Source organism: Arcicella gelida (assembly GCF_034931025.1).
In the GTDB taxonomy this organism is placed as follows: Bacteria; Bacteroidota; Bacteroidia; order Cytophagales; family Spirosomataceae; genus Arcicella; species Arcicella gelida.
This window is the reverse complement of record NZ_JAYGIL010000017.1, coordinates 1-17,331: the sequence shown is the minus strand read 5'-3', so window position 1 is coordinate 17,331 and position 17,331 is coordinate 1. Positions and strand designations below refer to the sequence as shown.

Below are 17,331 nucleotides of genomic sequence, written 5' to 3'. Positions count from 1 at the left end.
AAAACCATTTTTTTCTTTATATCATTTCGATTTTTAAATAGAATGTTAAGCCTTAAATAAAACGAATAGGTAGATTATAGTACAATTAATAAGTAATAGAAAAATAGTCCCTTGAATAATAACAATTTGAGGAATGAAATCAATGATGAATGTTTTATTTTTCACAGTAAAAATCTTTGATAAATACTAAGTCATTGACTGGAATTGTTATTACTTTTGAGTAATTGTTACTAAATTTTATTATTTGTTGATTTGTGAGATCCATAATTGGTAGCTCCTTATTTATTTTAATATACTTCAATCATGGAGAAAAAGAATTTACCAATACCAGAGAATGAAGACTTAAGGTTAAAAACATTAGACGAGTATAATATACTCGACACTTTACCTGAGGAAGAATTCGATAGGCTAACAAAATTGGCTTCCGTAATTTGCGGTGTGCCAATTTCTTTGATTTCATTGATTGATAAAGATAGACAATGGTTTAAATCTAATATTGGCTTAGATGCCAATCAAACAGCTAGAGATATTTCATTTTGCCAATATACTATCGTAGGGAAAGATATTTTTGAAGTAGAAGACGCAACACTTGATGAAAGATTTCGGGATAATCCATTAGTTGAGCATGCTCCTGAAATACGATTTTATGCAGGATATCCACTTATCGACCCAGATGGTTTTGCACTAGGTTCGCTTTGTGTAATTGATACTAAAGCCAAAAAATTAGATGCTGAACAACAATTAGCATTAAGAATTTTAGGAAAAGAAGTTGCCGCTCAAATTGTAGCCCGTAAAGAAAGAGCGATTCTTAAGAATTATGAAAAACTATTCTTAGAATCAAAAGATATGATTTGTATTGCAAAAACGGATGGTCTTTTCAAAAAGATAAATCCTGCTTTTTGCAAAACTTTGGGTTGGGATGATGTTGATTTAATTGACAAATCTTTTTACGATTTTTTACATCCTGATGATCTTAAAGAAACAAAAGAAGAAATTGAGAATTTAGGAAATAAAGTATTGTCTTTAAACTTTACGCATCGGTTCAGAACAAAATCGGGTGATTATAAATTTTTAGAATGGGTTGCTACTCCCGATATTGCTACGGGAACACTTTATGCGATTGCCAGAGACATTACAGATTACAAACGCCTAAAAGGAGAAATAGAAAAACTTTCAGAGATTCAAAATATCATTTTGAATGGTACAGATTATTCAATTATTTCAGTTGATACCAACAGTGTGATTAAAACCTTTAATCGTGGTGCTGAAAAAATGTTGGGTTATCTCGCCGATGAAGTAGTAGGAAAAGTAACGCCTGAAATAATTCATGATAAAGAAGAAGTAGTAAAAAGAGCCGAAGTGCTATCGCAAGAATTAGGAATTACGCTTGAACCTGGGCATGAAGTTTTTCATGCAAAAGCTAGATTAGGCGTTGCTGATAGTAATGAGTGGACTTATATCAGAAAAGATAAATCAAGATTGACCGTAGAACTTTCTGTTACTTCCCTAAGAAATGACGATAATGTTATTACTGGCTTTATGGGAATTGCCAAAGATATAACAGAGAAAAAAGTTTGGGAAAATCAATTATTAATTAGTGAAAATAGACACAGAGGCTTCTTCGAAAATACACAAGGGTTGATGTGTACGCACGATATTTATGGAAATTTCTTAACAATTAATCCTGCTGGAGCAGAATTGGTGGGTTATACCAAAGAAGAAATTTTACAAAGAAGTTTGTTTGATATCGTTTCTGAATCGTCTGTCCAAGGTGTAAAAGCATACCTTGATGAAATTCTTCATAAAGGCAGCAGTAAAGGTCTGATGAGAGTACTCCATAAAAATGGTTCACCCAGAACTTGGATGTACAATAATGTACTTTCGGAATTGATAAACGGACAACAATACATAATTGGTAACGCTGTAGATATAACCGACAGAATATTGATGGAAAAGGAATTGATAAAAGCAAAAGAAAATGCAGAGAAAAACGCTCTTGCAAAGGATACTTTTTTGGCAAATATGAGCCACGAAATTCGTACACCTATGAATGCTATTATTGGTTTTTCTAATTTATTGAAAGATACAGAACTAGAAGAAGAGCAACGTGATTATGTATCAAATATCAATATTGCGTCAGAGAATTTATTAGGGATTATTAATGATATTTTAGATATTTCAAAAATTGAATCAGGACATATTGTTATCGAAAAAATCACTTTCAATATTAAAGATTTATTGAAAAATGCCAAAGCTGTTTTAAATCATAAAGCAAAAGAGAAAGGCTTAGAATTGAGCAGTGTTGTAGATGAAAATATTCCAACGTTTGTTATCGGTGACCCTACTCGTTTAAATCAAATTTTACTCAATCTGACTAATAATGCTATCAAATTTACCGAAAAAGGAAGAGTAAAGATTTTGGTCGAACTTCTGAAAGAATCATCAACGGAATGTACAATCTTATTTAGTGTAATGGATACGGGTATTGGTATTCCTGCTGAAAAATTAGAATCAATTTTTGATAGGTTTACACAGGCAGATAGCGATACTACCAGAAAATACGGAGGAACAGGCTTAGGTTTAAGTATTTCAAAATCTTTAGCAGATCTTCAAAATGGTAATTTGTGGGTAGAAAGTACGCCAGGCAAAGGGTCAACTTTTTATGTGAGCTTACCTTTTGGCATTGATGTGAAAGACAAAAATAACGAAAACGACGCTAAAAATTCGGTAGCCTTAAAAAGTGAACGAGAAGTAAAAGTACTTTTGGTAGAAGATAATCCACTTAATCAGAAGTTAGCCTTAAAAGTACTTAGTAAATTTGGATTCATTGCAGAACTAGCTGAAAACGGAAGAGTTGCCGTAGAGAAAGTTCAGGAGAACCAATATGAAGTAATTTTGATGGATTTACAAATGCCTGAAATGGACGGTTATCAGGCAACAGAATATATAAGAGGAACATTAAAAATTAATACGCCAATTATTGCTATGACTGCGCATTCTTTGGTAGGTGAAAAGGAAAAATGTATGGTAATCGGAATGAACGATTATATACCAAAACCTTTTGTACCTCAAGAATTATTTGATAAAATTATCAATTATGCAGAAATAAATGGTCAAAACAACGAAAGTAACATGGAAGAGAATCTAGAAGGAATCGTAGATTTATCCTATTTAAGGGAATTATCTGACGGAAACAAAGAGTTTGAACAAGAAATTATTGAATTATATTTAAACCAAATGCCTATTGATTTTGACATACTCAGAAAGGCAATTGAGGACGTTGATTATGTGCTAACGAAATCAACGGCACATAAATTGAAGTCTTCATTTTCTTCAATGGGTGTCAATGAAAGTGGATTATTGAAATCAATTGAAGATAAAGCGAAAGCAATGGTTGATATTTCAATTATTAAATCTGAATTTGCTAAATTAGAAGTAATAGCAAACTATTCAGTGAAAGTATTACAAAGAGTACTTGAAGAAGAGTAAATAAAAATGGAGGTATGAAAGCCTCCATTTTTATTTTAGAATTTCCCGAGCAATTACCATTTTCTGAATTTCTGAAGTACCTTCGTAAATCTGTGTGATTTTGGCATCACGCATCATCCTTTCTACATGAAATTCTTTCACAAAACCGTAGCCTCCGTGAATTTGTACCGCTTCTATCGTAGTATCCATCGCTACTTGCGAGCAAAATAATTTTGCCATCGCCGCCGACTGTACATAACTTTTGTGTTGGTCTTTGTCGAAAGCCGCTTTGAAACAAAGTAATCTTGCAGCTTCAATACTCGTTGCCATATCTGCTAATTTGAATTGTATTGCTTGATGTTCGGCAATGGCTTTGCCAAATGATTTTCGTTCTTTTGAATACTTCAACGATAATTCGTAAGCCCCAGAGGCGATTCCCAAAGCTTGTGCTGCAATGCCAATTCTGCCACCATTTAAAGTGGACATGGCGAATTTAAAACCAAAACCATCCGTTCCTATTCTGTTTGCTTTGGGTACTTTCACATCGGTAAACATCAACGAATGTGTATCAGAACCACGAATTCCTAGTTTTTTCTCTTTCTTTCCTACTTGAAAACCTTCCATTCCACGTTCTACAATCAGGCAATTAATACCTTTATGACCTAGTTCTGGATGCGTTTGTGCCATTACTAAATATACGCTGGCTCTTCCGCCATTGGTAATCCAGTTTTTTGTGCCATTCAATAAGTAATAATCGCCCATGTCTTCGGCAGTGGTATGTTGCGAAGTAGCATCCGAACCTGCTTCGGGTTCAGACAAAGCAAATGCCCCGATGATTTCGCCTTTTGCTAAAGGCACAAGGTATTTTTGTTTTTGCTCTTCCGTTCCGAAGGCTTCTAAGCCGTAACAAACCAAAGAATTATTCACAGAAACCATTACTGAAGCAGAAGCATCAATTTTTGATAATTCCTCCATCGCCAATACATAAGAAATCGTGTCCATGCCTCCACCTCCATATTCTGGCGAAACCATCATGCCCAGAAAACCCAGTTCGCCCATTTTTCGCACTAATTCTTCTGGAAAAAATTCTTTATCATCACGTTCTATTACTCCTGGAAGTAATTCTGTTTGAGCAAAATCACGAGCTGCTTGTTGTACGGCAAGGTGTTCTTCTGATAGTTGAAGATTTAAACCTTGAAAGATTGAATCACTCATGTTAAATCAAGTTTTTATATTGAGATTATTACTCAAATATATAAAATAGTATGCTTGCATAATAAAATTTGCAATTTTATTTTTACACGAGCATAAATTTGTAGGAAGTGCATCAAAAAAGGAGGCTCTTGCGAAACCTCCTTTAAAACTTATTTCAACGCTACTGTCCAATCATCAATTAAATCTTCAATATTTTCTAAACCTACCGATACTCTAAGTAAATTATCGGGTGTTGGGCTGTCTGTTCCTTCTACTGATTTTCTGTGTTCGATTAAACTTTCTACGCCACCCAAACTGGTTGCAGTTGTGAATAGTTTGAGTTTTCCAGTAACTTCCATCGCATTTTTAGCATCGCCTTTTACTTGTACCGAAAGCATCGCTCCAAAACCGCCTAACATTTGTTTTTTAGCAATTTCGTGTTGCGGATGAGTTGCTAACCCTGGATAATGTACTGCTTCAATTTGTGGATGAGTACTTAGAAAATCAGCTAACTTCCCCGCATTTTCTGTTTGTGCTTTTACTCTTAAAGCTAAAGTTTTAATGCCTCTCGCTATCAACCAAGATTCAAAAGGCGAAGGAACTCCGCCAGTTAATTTCTGAATTGTTCTTAATTTATTCGATAATTCACCTTCTTCTTTAATAATTAACGCACCACTTAATACGTCGCTGTGTCCACCAAAATACTTCGTGGTCGAGTGCATCACAATATCAGCCCCCAAATCTAAAGGTCTTTGTAAAATGGGTGTTGCCCAAGTATTATCAACGGCAACTAAAGCCCCGATTCCTTTTGCAATTTCACTAATGGCTTGAATATCGGCAATTTTCAATTGTGGATTTGATGGTGTTTCTATCCAAAATAATTTAGTATTCGGCTGAATGGCAGATTTTACGGCTTCCAAATCCGTCATATCCACTGTCGTCATAGACAAACCCCATTGTCCGAATACTTCTGTAATTAATACATTCGTAGCAAAGTAAGCATCGTCTGGCGTAATGATATGGTCGCTTGATTTTAAGCTTTGAAATAAAGCTGTTGTCGCCGCCATGCCCGAAGCAAAGGCTAATCCGACAGCTCCGTTTTCGAGTAAAGCAATACTTTTTTCAAGTAATTGGCGGTTCGGGTTATCAGCTCTTGAATAAACATAACCGTGTGGATATGAGCCATCGCTTTCTCGCTCAAAAGTAGTGGATAAATAAATGGGTGAAATAACAGCACCAGCGTTTGCATCGTGCATTTGGGTGGACTGTATCGCTAAAGTTTCAATTTTCATTTGAGTGAAGTGTTTGGAATTCTTTCTCAAAATAACATAATCAATTCATCATATCACAGTACAAAAGCTAATTTCAACGAGTATATCTTTAGTAATGAATCAATAAACTTATTATATTCAAGAATCATTAGCAAACCAAACTGATTCATTTGCCCATTCGAATCAGTAAAAGCTTTAAACCACTCCTGTTTGGGCAAAGGAGTTTATGAATATGGAAAACAATTCAAGACGGGATTTTCTCAAGAAAAGCTCATTAGCAATGGCGGGTTTCTACATTGTACCTCGCCATGTTTTAGGAGGAAAGGGCTTCATTGCTCCTTCCGATAAACTCAATATTGCAGCCATTGGTTGCGGAGGTAAAGGTTGGTCGGATATTATGGGAGCTTATGACAGCGGTAGAAATAATATTGCAGCACTTTGTGATATAGACGATCGCCAAATGAAGCAATCAGTCGAGAAATTTCCAGCGGCTAAAAAGTATAAAGATTTCCGCATCATGCTGGAAAAAGAAAAAGATAACATTGATGCCGTGACTGTTTCTACGCCCGACCACACGCACTATGTTTCAGCAATGGCAGCGATGAGTTTGGGTAAACACGTGTATGTACAAAAACCTTTGGCTCATAATATTTACGAAGTGCGTAAAATGACCGAAGCGGCAGTACAACAAAAAGTAGTAACGCAAATGGGAAACCAAGGTTCTTCGGGCGATGGTGTACGTAGAATGATGGAATGGTATAAAGCAGGATTGATTGGTGAAGTATCAAAAGTTCATGTTTGGACAAACCGCCCCGTTTGGCCACAAGGTATTGCTAAACCCACAGGAAAAGTAGAAGTACCCAAAGAAGTAGATTGGGATTTATGGCTTGGCCCTGCACCTTGGGAAGATTACCAACCAGATTATCATCCTTTCAACTGGAGAGGTTGGGTAAATTACGGAACTGGTTCTTTGGGCGATATGGCTTGCCACATGATGGATCCGCCTTACAGAGTATTAGGTTTGGGTTATCCTTCGGAAGTAGAATGTAGTATTGCGAACACTGCTTGGACGGGGCCTTTCAAAGAAGGATATTTCCCAGAAAGTTATCCTGCTGCTTCTATGATTCATTTGAAATTTCCAAGAAAAGGAAAATCTGATGTAAAAATGACTTGGTACGATGGAGGATTGATGCCTGAGCGTCCTGATGAAATTCCTGCTGATGTAAAATTAGGTGACTGGAGTGGTGGCGTATTATTGCTTGGTACAAAAGGCGTAATGATGTGTGGTGTATATGGCTCAAATCCTACACTTTGGGGAAGTGATAGCCTAAAAGCAAAAGGCGAAAAACTGCCTATCACGATTGAAAGAGTTGTAGGTTCGGATGGTGCTGGACATTACCAACAATGGTTGCAAGCTTGTAGAGATGGTTACGGAAAACATAAGCCTTTAAGTTCTTCTTTTGATTACTCTGGACCAATGTCGGAAGCGGTTTTGATGGGAAATTTAGCCATTAGAAGTTACTTCTTCCGTACTCCTAAAAAAGACAAGCAATGGTTACAAGAATTTGACTATAATGGAAGAAAGAAACTGCTTTGGGATGGGAAAGAGATGAAAATCACCAATTTCGACGAAGCAAATCAGTTTGTGAAGCGAGAGTACCGTCAGGGTTGGAATTTATAGTATCAAGGAAATAAACTTTTTTTTAGGTACAAGAAAGATTATTCAAATATTTCTTTCATTAGGGTGCGACTTAAGTCGCACTCTAATGAAAACCTAATTACTATCTTTCAAAGCCTGTCCATTAAATCTAATTGCCTAAGTTCTATATCTAAATTTCAATTCAATAAATCTAAATACCTAAACTATATATCTAAATTCCAATTCAATAAATCTAATTACCTAAGCTTTATATCTAAAATCCAATCCAATAAATCTAATTGCCTAAACTATATATCTAAATTCCAATTTAATAAATCTAATTGCCTAAGCTATATATCTAAAATCCAAATCAATAAATCTAAATACCTAAGCTATATATCTAAAAGCCAAATTAATAAATCTAAATACCTGAGCTATATATCTAAAGTACAATCCAATAAATCTAATTGCCCAAGCTCTATATCTTAATCATGTAAGGAGTTTTAACATTCAACTAGCTTATGTTACTCAATAGCTCCTTCAATCTACCGAATAAGCCCTTTATTTACTCAATACAGTAAGTATTTGTATCTTGTATCCTCTTCAATTTTTAAAGTTCGTTCTAACTAATTAAGGATGAGTTATGTGGTTTATCATCTCTTAATAATATCATCACAGTACCAATATCTATTGTAGGCATCAAGGCTTTACTTTTGTGCTTATTATACTCAAAACTATTCATTCAATAAGAACAATTATGGAAAGAAGATCAGTCATTAAAAATATTGGAGGTTTGATGTTAGTCCCTTCATTGATTAATTCCTCAAAAGAGAAAAAACCTGTATTAAGAGTAGCACATCTTACCGATGTTCATTTAAAAAACGAGTTAGAAGCTCCTGCAAAATTTGCTAAATGTCTTCGTCACGTTCAGCAACAAAGTCCTAAAGTAGATTTTATCTTGAATGGCGGCGATATTGTTTTTGATATGAACAAAGAAAACTTGACCAACATCAATAGTCAATGGAAATTATTGGAAGACATCATCAAAGCCGAATCTTCTATCCCTGCTCATTACTGTTTAGGAAATCATGATGTTTGGTGGAGTGAAAACAATAAAGGACAAGCCGTTTATGGCAAACAATATACTTTAGATAAATTGAGTCTTACAAAACCCTATTATAGCATAGAAAAAGGTGGCTGGAAGTTTATCATCCTCGATAGCGTCCACCTCGACCTTGACAATACTTGGTACATTGGTAAACTAGGTGATGAACAATTTGCTTGGCTTGAAAATGAGCTAAAAAATACCAATCCAGCCACGCCAATCCTTGTACTATCGCATATTCCTATTCTTACAGCTACTTTAATGATTAAAGATAACATTGTAAACAAATGGGAAATGTCAGGAGGTAATATGCACACCGATACCGCTAAAATTATCAATCTATTTTATCGACATCCCAATGTTAAAATTTGCTTGAGCGGACACGTACATTTGCGAGATAAAGTACAATATAATAATGTAACCTATATCTGTAATGGTGCTGTAAGTGGTGCTTGGTGGAAAGGTAATAATAAGCAAACAGCTCCGGGTTATGGTGTTTTGGATTTGTATGCAGATGGTAGTTTTGAAGAAAAATATGTTAATTATTGATAGATAAAAAATTAATCAGGTTGTAGTACTCATAACACGACAACCTGATTTTTGAATACTTCCCTGCTATTATTTTCCTCAATTTCACTTTGTCAAATGTCCCAAATTTGTTCAAAGTCCCCTCCACTTTGTCAAACATCCCAATCTCTTGTTCATTTCCCCAAGTATTTTACCATTTTGTGAGGTAGCCCTACCTTTGAGCCATTCAAAAAACAAAAATCTAAACACAAATCACAAAACGAATACGCAGATGGAAATGATTTTAAAAATGGCTTTGTACGTACATATTGTAGCAGGTTTTACAGCACTCGCTGCTGGTTTAGTACCCATGTTTGCCCAAAAAGGTGGGAAGGCACATGTATTTTGGGGAAATGTATTTTATTGGGCGATGTTCTTAGTAGCATTAACGGCATTAATTCGCTTCAAAATGGAATTTCGATTGATATTCTTGGCAGGAATTGCTGTTTTTAGCTTTTATAATACTTTCACGGGAGCAAGATTAGTACGTATGAAGAAAAATTTAGCCCCCGAATTAATTGATTGGATTGGTGCTATCTTAACCATCATAAGTGCCTTCGCCATGATGACTTTTGGAGTATTGGCTTATCAAAAAGGGATTACTTTTTATGCCATTTTATTTAATGTTTTTGGCATCTTTTCTTTGCTGATGGCTACAGAAGATTTAAGAGTATTTTCAGGGAAGAAACTAATTGATAATACTGTTCCTTTTCAGGCAAGATATTGGTTTCAGAATCATATTTCCAGAATGGGCGGAGCTTACATTGCTACGGTTACAGCATTTTTGGTGGTGAATAATCCTCCTTATATTCCCAGCTTAGTAGTTTGGATTGCCCCAGGAGTAATCGGCGGAGTGATAATTGGTAGAACTCGTAGGTATTATATGGAGAAGGCTAAGGGGAAGCTTTAGCCACGACCAAATGCTTTCTTAATAAAGTATCCCAACCCCAACATAGACACCAATATTAATCCAAAAATGATAAACTGAATACTACTTCCCTGACTTGGGTGTTCTATCAGTTTACGGATTTCTTGTGCTTGTGTTCCTAACCAAATTGATAGAATAGTTCTTGGTAGCATTCCGATAAAACCTGCGGTCAGAAAGTTTTTTAGTTTCGTTCCTGAGAAAGAAAACAGCACATTGGTAACGGCAAAAGGCAAAACAGGCGAAAGACGAGCCAATAAAATAATCTTGAATTCGTCTTTTTGAAGATTATCCAATACTTCTTTTACTTTAGGTTTTTCTGAAAGTTTATTCAGAAATCTTCCACCATCTATCAATTTCGCTACTTTAAAACCCAAGTATGAAGCTAGCCAATAACTAATGGCAATAGGAGCGAAGGCATTCCAGGCCAAGAAATAGCCACTCAATAAAGCAATGAAAGTAGTAGGAGTAAGGGCAAAAGCCATGCTAAAACATGAAGCGATATAAACCAAAGTCCATTGAAGTATCGTAAAATGTTGGACTTCCTGCTCGTGCATAATGAGCCAATAGCTTATACTGGAGCTAGCAAAAATGGGCATTAAGCCCAAAAAGAAAGTATAAACTATTGAAAAAGTATTTTTCTGGAGGAAATCTAACATTGCACAAAGATAGATGCCTACTAGGCATTCTACAAAAAACTTAAAAATCAGTGAATTTGATTGGGAGTAAATCTCCAATTGATTCTGTGACCAAAATCTGATTGTTTGCTCCTAACATGATAAAACGAATAGGTTCTTGCTGGCGAACTTCATACTCCAACATCGCTTGTCGGCAAGCTCCACAAGGAGAAACACCTCTGAATACATCACCTTTTCCGGGACGAGCAATTACTGCAATAGATTTTATTTTTCGTTCAGGATAGTTCGCCCCGACCCAAAAAATAGCCGATTGTTCAGCACAAGAACCTGATGGGAAAGCTGCATTTTCTTGGTTATTTGCCATCACAATGGTATCATCATCTAAAAGAATGGCAGCACCTACATGGAAATTTGAGTAAGGTGCATACGATTTGTAGGTAGCTTTGCGAGCTTCGTTCAATAATTTATTTTCTAATACCGACAGCTCAGTGTCGTTATTGTACGTTTCGAGGGTGATTGTTAAATTAAGTTTCTGCATATCAGTTCTTTCTATATTTTTTCATTAGTTTTTTAGATGGGGAAAACTATAACGAAAAAAGACTTTAGAATAGTTCATGATATTTTTGAAAAGATGATTGTATGAAAGAAAACTGGTATTAATAGTTAGGAAAAAACCCTCTTGGCGTTATTTCCTAGCAACTATGGTCGGGAGACCAGCCACGGAAATAAATTATAACAAAGCTAATAATAGCTTTGTTTGTAACAATTAATTAACTTTAAAAACAGCAAACATGTGTATATTTACGAGTTGGCGATCATTTTAAGCGATGCACTATTAATGAATAGACACATGTAAAATATACAAAAACTTGCATTACAAACCTGTCAAACTGACTAACTACTTACTAATGCAAGCAAATTGAATTTTAAGCAAATGACCGAAGTTTTTGAAAAATATCTACGTTCATCAGTTGCAATATCAGATGAAGATATTGAGACTATTCTTGCATTGGGTACTATAAAGAAGCTACGAAAATCACAATCGATTTTGCACGATGGCGAAGTTTGGCGAAAAATGTGTTTTATCTTGAGTGGTTGTTGCCGGCTTTATCGTTATGATAAAAATGGAGACGAACATACGGTTCGTTTTGGCGTAGAAAATTGGTGGATGACAGACCAAGAAAGTTTTAACAACGAAACGCCTTCTCTTTACAACGTTGAAGCGTTGACAGCAAGTTCTGTTATTGTTTGGCAAAAATCGGATTGGTTGAAATTACTTGAGACAATCCCTGCTTTCAAACAATTTTACGATGCGCTCACAGCCCGTGCATACGAAACAAGTTTGCAACGAATCTATTTGCTCATCAGTAGTTCACCCGAAGAACGTTATTTAGAGTTTCAAAAAATATATCCAAAAGTATTTAACAAAGTTCCTTTGCATATGGTAGCTTCTTACTTAGGGATTTCTCGTAAAACACTAAGTCGTGTCAGAAATGAATTTGCTCGACCACATAACAGTTCTTCCGAATAAATGGGAAGAACTGTTATTTTATCGTTTTAATTTAAAAACTTGGGTGAAGCCCCTGAGTAGGACTTAGTTTTTCTAACAGTGAAGCTACGTACAATATGGTTGATTCTGCAAACCAACTGCCGACAATTTGGATATTTATAGGTAAACCTTCTTTGCTTGTTCCAAAACGCATTGAAATGCCCGGCAAACCTGCTACATTAAGTGGAACGGTTGCACCTTGCAAATAAATTGCATCTACTTTTTGTCCGTCGATTATAAATTCTTCCACACCGTGCTTGTGTGCAGGAATTGGCAACACCTGCGTTATAAGTGCATCATACTTTTGGAAGTATTGTGCATAACCGTCCTTAATACGTTCTGCGGCTTGCTCTGCATCAATAAAATCATTCATTGAAGTGTCAGGCAAAGACAACATTGTTTTCGCCATTTTATAAATTTCATTTTCACTACGGCCAGCAGTGGCTTGTCGAAATGCAGGTTTCATTTCCATGATGTGTAAGCGATTGAAAACGTCTAACGCAAAGTCACGTTCAAGTGCTGGAATACCCACTTGTTCCACAAAAATTCCTATACTTTGTAGGGCCTCTACGGCAGCTTTAACTGTTGCTGTAACTTCCGCATCAACAGGACCAAATCCAGGTCCTGTCATCCAACCAACTCGCAAAGGACGATAAGGTAGCTGCCAAACATTTTTGTCAAAGCGAGGTACACTACTTGAAAAACTATCAAGTCCATCCGCACCAGCTAATTGCGAAAATGAAAGTGCAAGGTCTCGAATACTGCGAGCCATTGGTCCCAGATGCCAGAAACGATGCGGAACACGAGGCCAAACACCTGTCATAGGAATTCGTCCGTGAGTTGCTTTCAGCGAAACGATTCCTGTTTGTGCTGCCGGGCCACGAACTGAAATTGCCAAGTCTGTTCCTAATCCAATTGGCGACATTCCTGCTGCAATTGCTGCAGATTCTCCCCCACTTGAACCGCCCGGGGTTCTTGTTAAATCCCACGGATTATTTGTTTTCCCTGTGAGTAAATTGTCACTTTCAATCCAATAAGAAAATTCAGGAAGATTGGTTTTGGCTAACAAAATTCCGCCAGCTTTTTTCATACGAGCAATAGCTGTAGCATCATTATCCGGAACACGACCTTTGAAAATAGGTGAACCACGTTGTGTAAGGATTTTAGCAGAATCAATAGAATCTTTTGCTGTGAAAGGAACACCGTGCAAAGGACCTAATTCATCACCTCTTATTACTGCTTTTTCAGCTTCCTTTGCAATTTCGAGAACATCGTTTGCAATAGTTACGATTGCATTGATTTTGGGATTGACATCTTCAATGCGATTAAGATGTGCTTTCACTACTTCAACAGGCGATACTTTTTTTGTTCGGATTAGTTCCGCCAAAGCACTCGCATCTTGATAGAAAAGCTCGTCTGTTTTACTTTGTTGCATTTCCATTTTGTTTCTTTTTAAATGTTATTATAAACAGCATTTTTTTCTTTTAAATACTGATACAAAAGTAGAATACAACAAATATCAAGACGAAGCTATATGACACAATTAGAGCGAGACATTTGTCTCATTTTTTGAAAGAAGATTAGAATAATTAAATTATGTGACTTATATAATTAATGTAATACGAGAACGCCTGAGACTCTTACGTTGTGAAGCACAACGCCAAGCAAGAGCATGAAATTGAACTTAGGAGGAGTTTCCAACTCGTAAAAATCATCAATTGTATTGACGAGTTGGAAACTTGTTCTACTGTTTTACAGACAATCTCTATTTTGCCGAAACCTGCAAAAAACAAAACCCGTAAGAAAATCTCACGGGTTTTGGGGAATACTGTTCTGTTAAATTATTCTTTTGGGGTTTCAGTCGCTACTTTATCAGCTTTTTTACCTACTTCTTCCATCAAACGTAAGCCCAACAAACCACTCAAAGCTCCGTTTTGGTCGTTCGAGCCGCCTGTAATTAAAATATCTGGCATTACTTTTATTTTCTCTTTACCAATACTTTCGGTGATTTTCAATTGTGTAAAATTTCCTTCGCCCATTGCCGAAACAGCCAATTTGTAAGCTTCTGCGTCAGCTTTACCAATCGCTAAAATTTTCTCAGCTTCGGCAGTACCTGTTTTACTGATTTTTTCAGCTTCTGCATTGGCAATTAACTTAATTCTTTCAGACTCCGCACTGGCTTGTACTCTTACTCTTTCAGCTTCTGCACCTGCTTGCAATTTCAAACTTTGGGCTTCACCTTGTGCTTTTTTCACCGAAGCATCCGCTATTCTTTCAGCAATGATTACACCTTGATCAGCTTTTACGATGTCTTTTTGAATGTCGGCAATCGCTGTTTCTTTTTCCAAAGCTTGGCGAGTTTCCTGTGCCATTTTCTGGGTGTCGTAAGTAACTTTTTGTTCTTCGGCTAACTTTCTATCTGTCAAAGTTTTCATTAATGATTCTGGGGGAACAATATCACCAATCAAAGTATCCACAGCGTTTACATTGTATTGCGAAAGTACTTCGCCAATGTATCTTCTGGCTGTTTCTTGACGCTCTTTTCTTGAACCTAAAAATGAAATCACGTCTGAATCTTGTGCTGAGTTTCTAAAGTAATTCCCAATCGTTGGCTCAAGTACTTGACTTACAAGATTGTGCATATTTCCGAAACGGGCAATTACTTTGGGTGCTTCATAATTAGGAATGTGGATAATCTGCGAAACATCTAAATTAAATGGGAAACCATCTTTTGAACGTACCGTAATGGTTGACAAATTTTTATCTAATTGATGCGACTCCGACCTTGCACTTGCCCAGTTTAATACCAAATTGGTTGTAGGTACAATTTCAATTTTTTGTACATAAGTATTTACTGGATATTTACCCGGGCCAAAAGCCTCTGCCCACACGCCTTTGTAACCTTTTGCAACAATATTTCCATGTTTGAATTCTGTGCCACTTAGGTCAACACCTTCTTCGCCCACATAAGAAATTACTACGCCGACATGACCAATCGGTATTTCGGTCATGTGAATTTCTTCAACTTTCACAAACCACGGATTCAAGTTGTACGAACCTGCTAAAATTACTTGTTGCTGCAAACCTTTATTGCCGCCTTTGCTCAAAAATGCGTCGGCATCTTGAAAATTATTATGACCTTCAATCGACTTACCAGCAATTTGTCCCGCATCAATTGATGCACCGTCCATTGTGGTAATAATGCCAACCATGTTTTCATGGATTTCAGTAATATCGGTAATGACTACTTCAAACAAAAAAGTATTGATTCTATACGAACCTGCGGTAATCACGGCTGTTTGTCGCCCTTTTCTACCGCCATTTTTCAAGAAAGATTCTGTATCTTGAAAACCATCACATTCAATTTTTCGGGCTAAAATAGACCCTGTTTCAAGTTCTTTACCATCTTTGGCTAAAATCAAACCAATTTGACCCGTTGGAATAATGGTAAGTGATTGAAGCGTAATGTCGAATTGCCAAATCCAATACCAAAAATAAATCCCCGGTGCTAAAGGTTTTGCTTGATAACCGGCTTCGCCTTCGGTGGCGATGATTCGTCCTTCGGGCAGAGATTTTTTGTCACCAAACAAGACAAATTTCTTCGTGACTAAACCGATTTTGTCTTCTGGAATAATAATGATGCCCAACAAGCGAAAAATAAATTTGTAGAAAACTAAACATAGCAAAGGAATTGCGATGCTGATGATGGTGGAAATAGGAAAGTTCATTGCTATAAATGTTTTGGTTGTTTTCTGAACTCAGATGTTTAAGTTCATGAACCAAATTTGAGGAAAACCGAGTGAAATTATTCCGTTTTGTGAAGAATGGTTTGGGGCAAGCTTAAATGGATTGGGGGGAATTTATGACCTTTAACATTAGTAAAAGAACGTCAAAATTTCATAATAGCGTGTTCTCTGAACTGTATCAATTGATACAATTAGTAGAGTTCTCAATAGCGGTAAGTTTAGTTTTATTGCCATTTTTATTTATATAATATTTGCCCCCACGAGGTCCAGTATTAATTATTCTTGGGATGCTCGAATTAGAATTAAAATCTTTTTCTATACTTACATTTGGTTTAGTGGTGTATGTGTAATCCAGCGAAGATTTAGTGTAAATATATCCTTTTAGATTATCATATTTCACTTTGGATTTACTCTTCCAGCTTTTATTATATAGTATAAAAACTTCATTCGGTTTTATATAATCTATAAAGGTTTCTCCAGCATAATAGACTTTAATTTGCGTTTTGCTTATGGCATAGTATTCTGTTTGATTTATTGTGCAAGAAGAACAAAAGAGTAAGGACAAAAAGCATATTACATTTTTCATTTTGTTAATGTTTTATGTGTAAAATATATTGAACTTACTTTTGAGAGAGTGATTCTTTAGCCATTATTGGTATATTTTCAAACACAACACGAACGTCAGAAAGTCATCATTCAACAATTATATAACATTTGTTTTTGCTGTCGCTTTTACAATTGGAGATAACTCTAACAAGGTCGAATGTAGCAAAATATTTCAATAAACAATAGCTCCAACACTATATTACAATCAATTATTTGCAGTCACAACTACTTTTTTATCCCTTTCACTTTTCTTTGCATCAATTAGTAGAAGGTCTGTCTTCTACGACTCAAAAGTAAAAAGGGTATCACGCTCACATCAATACTATACTCATAGCATGAATATCAAATTATTTTGAGTATTAACATCCTTCTGTCAGTCATGCCATGAGTGAAGATTAATAATAATAAAGCCTTTATTATATATTTTCATCCTCAATTAATTCAGTCTTAATACTACAAGAATTGTACTCAATATAAAAAACACGAAACCTTGTAAGCAAAAATGTACTCTACCCGAAGGTTTTTGTAAATATTTGATTATGAGACACTTGAATATTTGTCCATTTGGTGAATATATTAATACATTCAGTCCAGAGTTGCATAAAGGTTTTGGTAGGATTCTT

General features: G+C 35.9%; 12 protein-coding genes. 5 read left to right on the top strand and 7 right to left on the bottom strand.

From position 1 onward, the window contains the following. Nucleotides 1-303 precede the first annotated feature (303 nt). Entirely contained in the window at nucleotides 304-3,489 is a 3,186-nt protein-coding gene (locus VB776_RS14350) for a PAS domain S-box protein (protein WP_323697404.1), read from the top strand. 30 nt (nucleotides 3,490-3,519) lie between these two features. On the opposite strand, the gene VB776_RS14345 is transcribed toward VB776_RS14350, so the two are convergent. After that, entirely contained in the window at nucleotides 3,520-4,683 is a 1,164-nt protein-coding gene (locus tag VB776_RS14345) for an acyl-CoA dehydrogenase (protein WP_323697403.1), read from the bottom strand. Between the two features lie 149 nt (nucleotides 4,684-4,832). Further along, nucleotides 4,833-5,954, bottom strand: a complete 1,122-nt coding sequence (locus VB776_RS14340) for a trans-sulfuration enzyme family protein (RefSeq protein WP_323697402.1) — start codon at nucleotides 5,952-5,954, stop codon at nucleotides 4,833-4,835. A 211-nt stretch (nucleotides 5,955-6,165) separates the two neighbouring features. On the opposite strand from VB776_RS14340, the gene VB776_RS14335 reads away from it, so the two are divergent. The 3 genes from VB776_RS14335 (at nucleotide 6,166) to VB776_RS14325 (ending at nucleotide 10,154) form a co-directional block, all read left to right on the top strand. Continuing rightward, a complete protein-coding gene (locus VB776_RS14335) occupies nucleotides 6,166-7,614 on the top strand; it encodes a Gfo/Idh/MocA family protein (RefSeq protein WP_323697401.1) in 1,449 nt (482 codons plus the stop codon). A 715-nt stretch (nucleotides 7,615-8,329) separates the two neighbouring features. Beyond that, nucleotides 8,330-9,226, top strand: coding sequence for a metallophosphoesterase family protein (locus VB776_RS14330; RefSeq protein ID WP_323697400.1), 897 nt, complete (start codon nucleotides 8,330-8,332; stop codon nucleotides 9,224-9,226). Between the two features lie 250 nt (nucleotides 9,227-9,476). After that, on the top strand, nucleotides 9,477-10,154 hold the full coding sequence (locus tag VB776_RS14325) for a DUF2306 domain-containing protein (protein ID WP_323697399.1): 678 nt from the start codon (nucleotides 9,477-9,479) through the stop codon (nucleotides 10,152-10,154). Here the strand turns inward: VB776_RS14325 and VB776_RS14320 are convergent. Next, nucleotides 10,151-10,828 carry a TVP38/TMEM64 family protein gene (locus tag VB776_RS14320; protein ID WP_323697398.1) on the bottom strand — a complete coding sequence of 226 codons (678 nt, stop codon included), beginning with the start codon at nucleotides 10,826-10,828 and terminating at the stop codon, nucleotides 10,151-10,153. The genes VB776_RS14325 and VB776_RS14320 overlap by 4 nt on opposite strands. Before the next feature lie 40 nt (nucleotides 10,829-10,868). Next, nucleotides 10,869-11,345 carry a cytidine deaminase gene (locus VB776_RS14315; protein ID WP_323697397.1) on the bottom strand — a complete coding sequence of 159 codons (477 nt, stop codon included), beginning with the start codon at nucleotides 11,343-11,345 and terminating at the stop codon, nucleotides 10,869-10,871. Nucleotides 11,346-11,741: 396 nt separating this feature from the next. On the opposite strand from VB776_RS14315, the gene VB776_RS14310 reads away from it, so the two are divergent. Beyond that, nucleotides 11,742-12,338 carry a Crp/Fnr family transcriptional regulator gene (locus VB776_RS14310; RefSeq protein WP_323697396.1) on the top strand — a complete coding sequence of 199 codons (597 nt, stop codon included), beginning with the start codon at nucleotides 11,742-11,744 and terminating at the stop codon, nucleotides 12,336-12,338. Nucleotides 12,339-12,369: 31 nt separating this feature from the next. Here VB776_RS14310 and VB776_RS14305 read toward each other — a convergent pair whose 3' ends face one another. From VB776_RS14305 to VB776_RS14295, 3 genes are all read right to left on the bottom strand, one after another. Next, nucleotides 12,370-13,797 (bottom strand): amidase, encoded by a 1,428-nt coding sequence (locus VB776_RS14305; RefSeq protein WP_323697395.1) that lies wholly within the window; start codon nucleotides 13,795-13,797, stop codon nucleotides 12,370-12,372. A gap of 400 nt (nucleotides 13,798-14,197) precedes the next feature. Beyond that, the gene (locus tag VB776_RS14300; protein WP_323697394.1) at nucleotides 14,198-16,084 is read right to left on the bottom strand and encodes an SPFH domain-containing protein; all 1,887 of its coding nucleotides are present in this window, start codon (nucleotides 16,082-16,084) and stop codon (nucleotides 14,198-14,200) included. A gap of 196 nt (nucleotides 16,085-16,280) precedes the next feature. Further along, entirely contained in the window at nucleotides 16,281-16,688 is a 408-nt protein-coding gene (locus VB776_RS14295) for a hypothetical protein (RefSeq protein WP_323697393.1), read from the bottom strand. Nucleotides 16,689-17,331 lie beyond the last annotated feature (643 nt).

Bases quoted from the DNA above. Each gene is read 5' to 3' on its own strand.
- VB776_RS14295 (WP_323697393.1), bottom strand. From the start codon at position 16,688: ATGAAAAATGTAATATGCTTTTTGTCCTTACTCTTTTGTTCTTCTTGC.
- VB776_RS14310 (WP_323697396.1), top strand. From the start codon at position 11,742: ATGACCGAAGTTTTTGAAAAATATCTACGTTCATCAGTTGCAATATCA.
- VB776_RS14345 (WP_323697403.1), bottom strand. From the start codon at position 4,683: ATGAGTGATTCAATCTTTCAAGGTTTAAATCTTCAACTATCAGAAGAA.
- VB776_RS14335 (WP_323697401.1), top strand. From the start codon at position 6,166: ATGGAAAACAATTCAAGACGGGATTTTCTCAAGAAAAGCTCATTAGCA.
- VB776_RS14300 (WP_323697394.1), bottom strand. From the start codon at position 16,084: ATGAACTTTCCTATTTCCACCATCATCAGCATCGCAATTCCTTTGCTA.
- VB776_RS14340 (WP_323697402.1), bottom strand. From the start codon at position 5,954: ATGAAAATTGAAACTTTAGCGATACAGTCCACCCAAATGCACGATGCA.
- VB776_RS14330 (WP_323697400.1), top strand. From the start codon at position 8,330: ATGGAAAGAAGATCAGTCATTAAAAATATTGGAGGTTTGATGTTAGTC.
- VB776_RS14325 (WP_323697399.1), top strand. From the start codon at position 9,477: ATGGAAATGATTTTAAAAATGGCTTTGTACGTACATATTGTAGCAGGT.
- VB776_RS14320 (WP_323697398.1), bottom strand. From the start codon at position 10,828: ATGTTAGATTTCCTCCAGAAAAATACTTTTTCAATAGTTTATACTTTC.
- VB776_RS14315 (WP_323697397.1), bottom strand. From the start codon at position 11,345: ATGCAGAAACTTAATTTAACAATCACCCTCGAAACGTACAATAACGAC.
- VB776_RS14350 (WP_323697404.1), top strand. From the start codon at position 304: ATGGAGAAAAAGAATTTACCAATACCAGAGAATGAAGACTTAAGGTTA.
- VB776_RS14305 (WP_323697395.1), bottom strand. From the start codon at position 13,797: ATGGAAATGCAACAAAGTAAAACAGACGAGCTTTTCTATCAAGATGCG.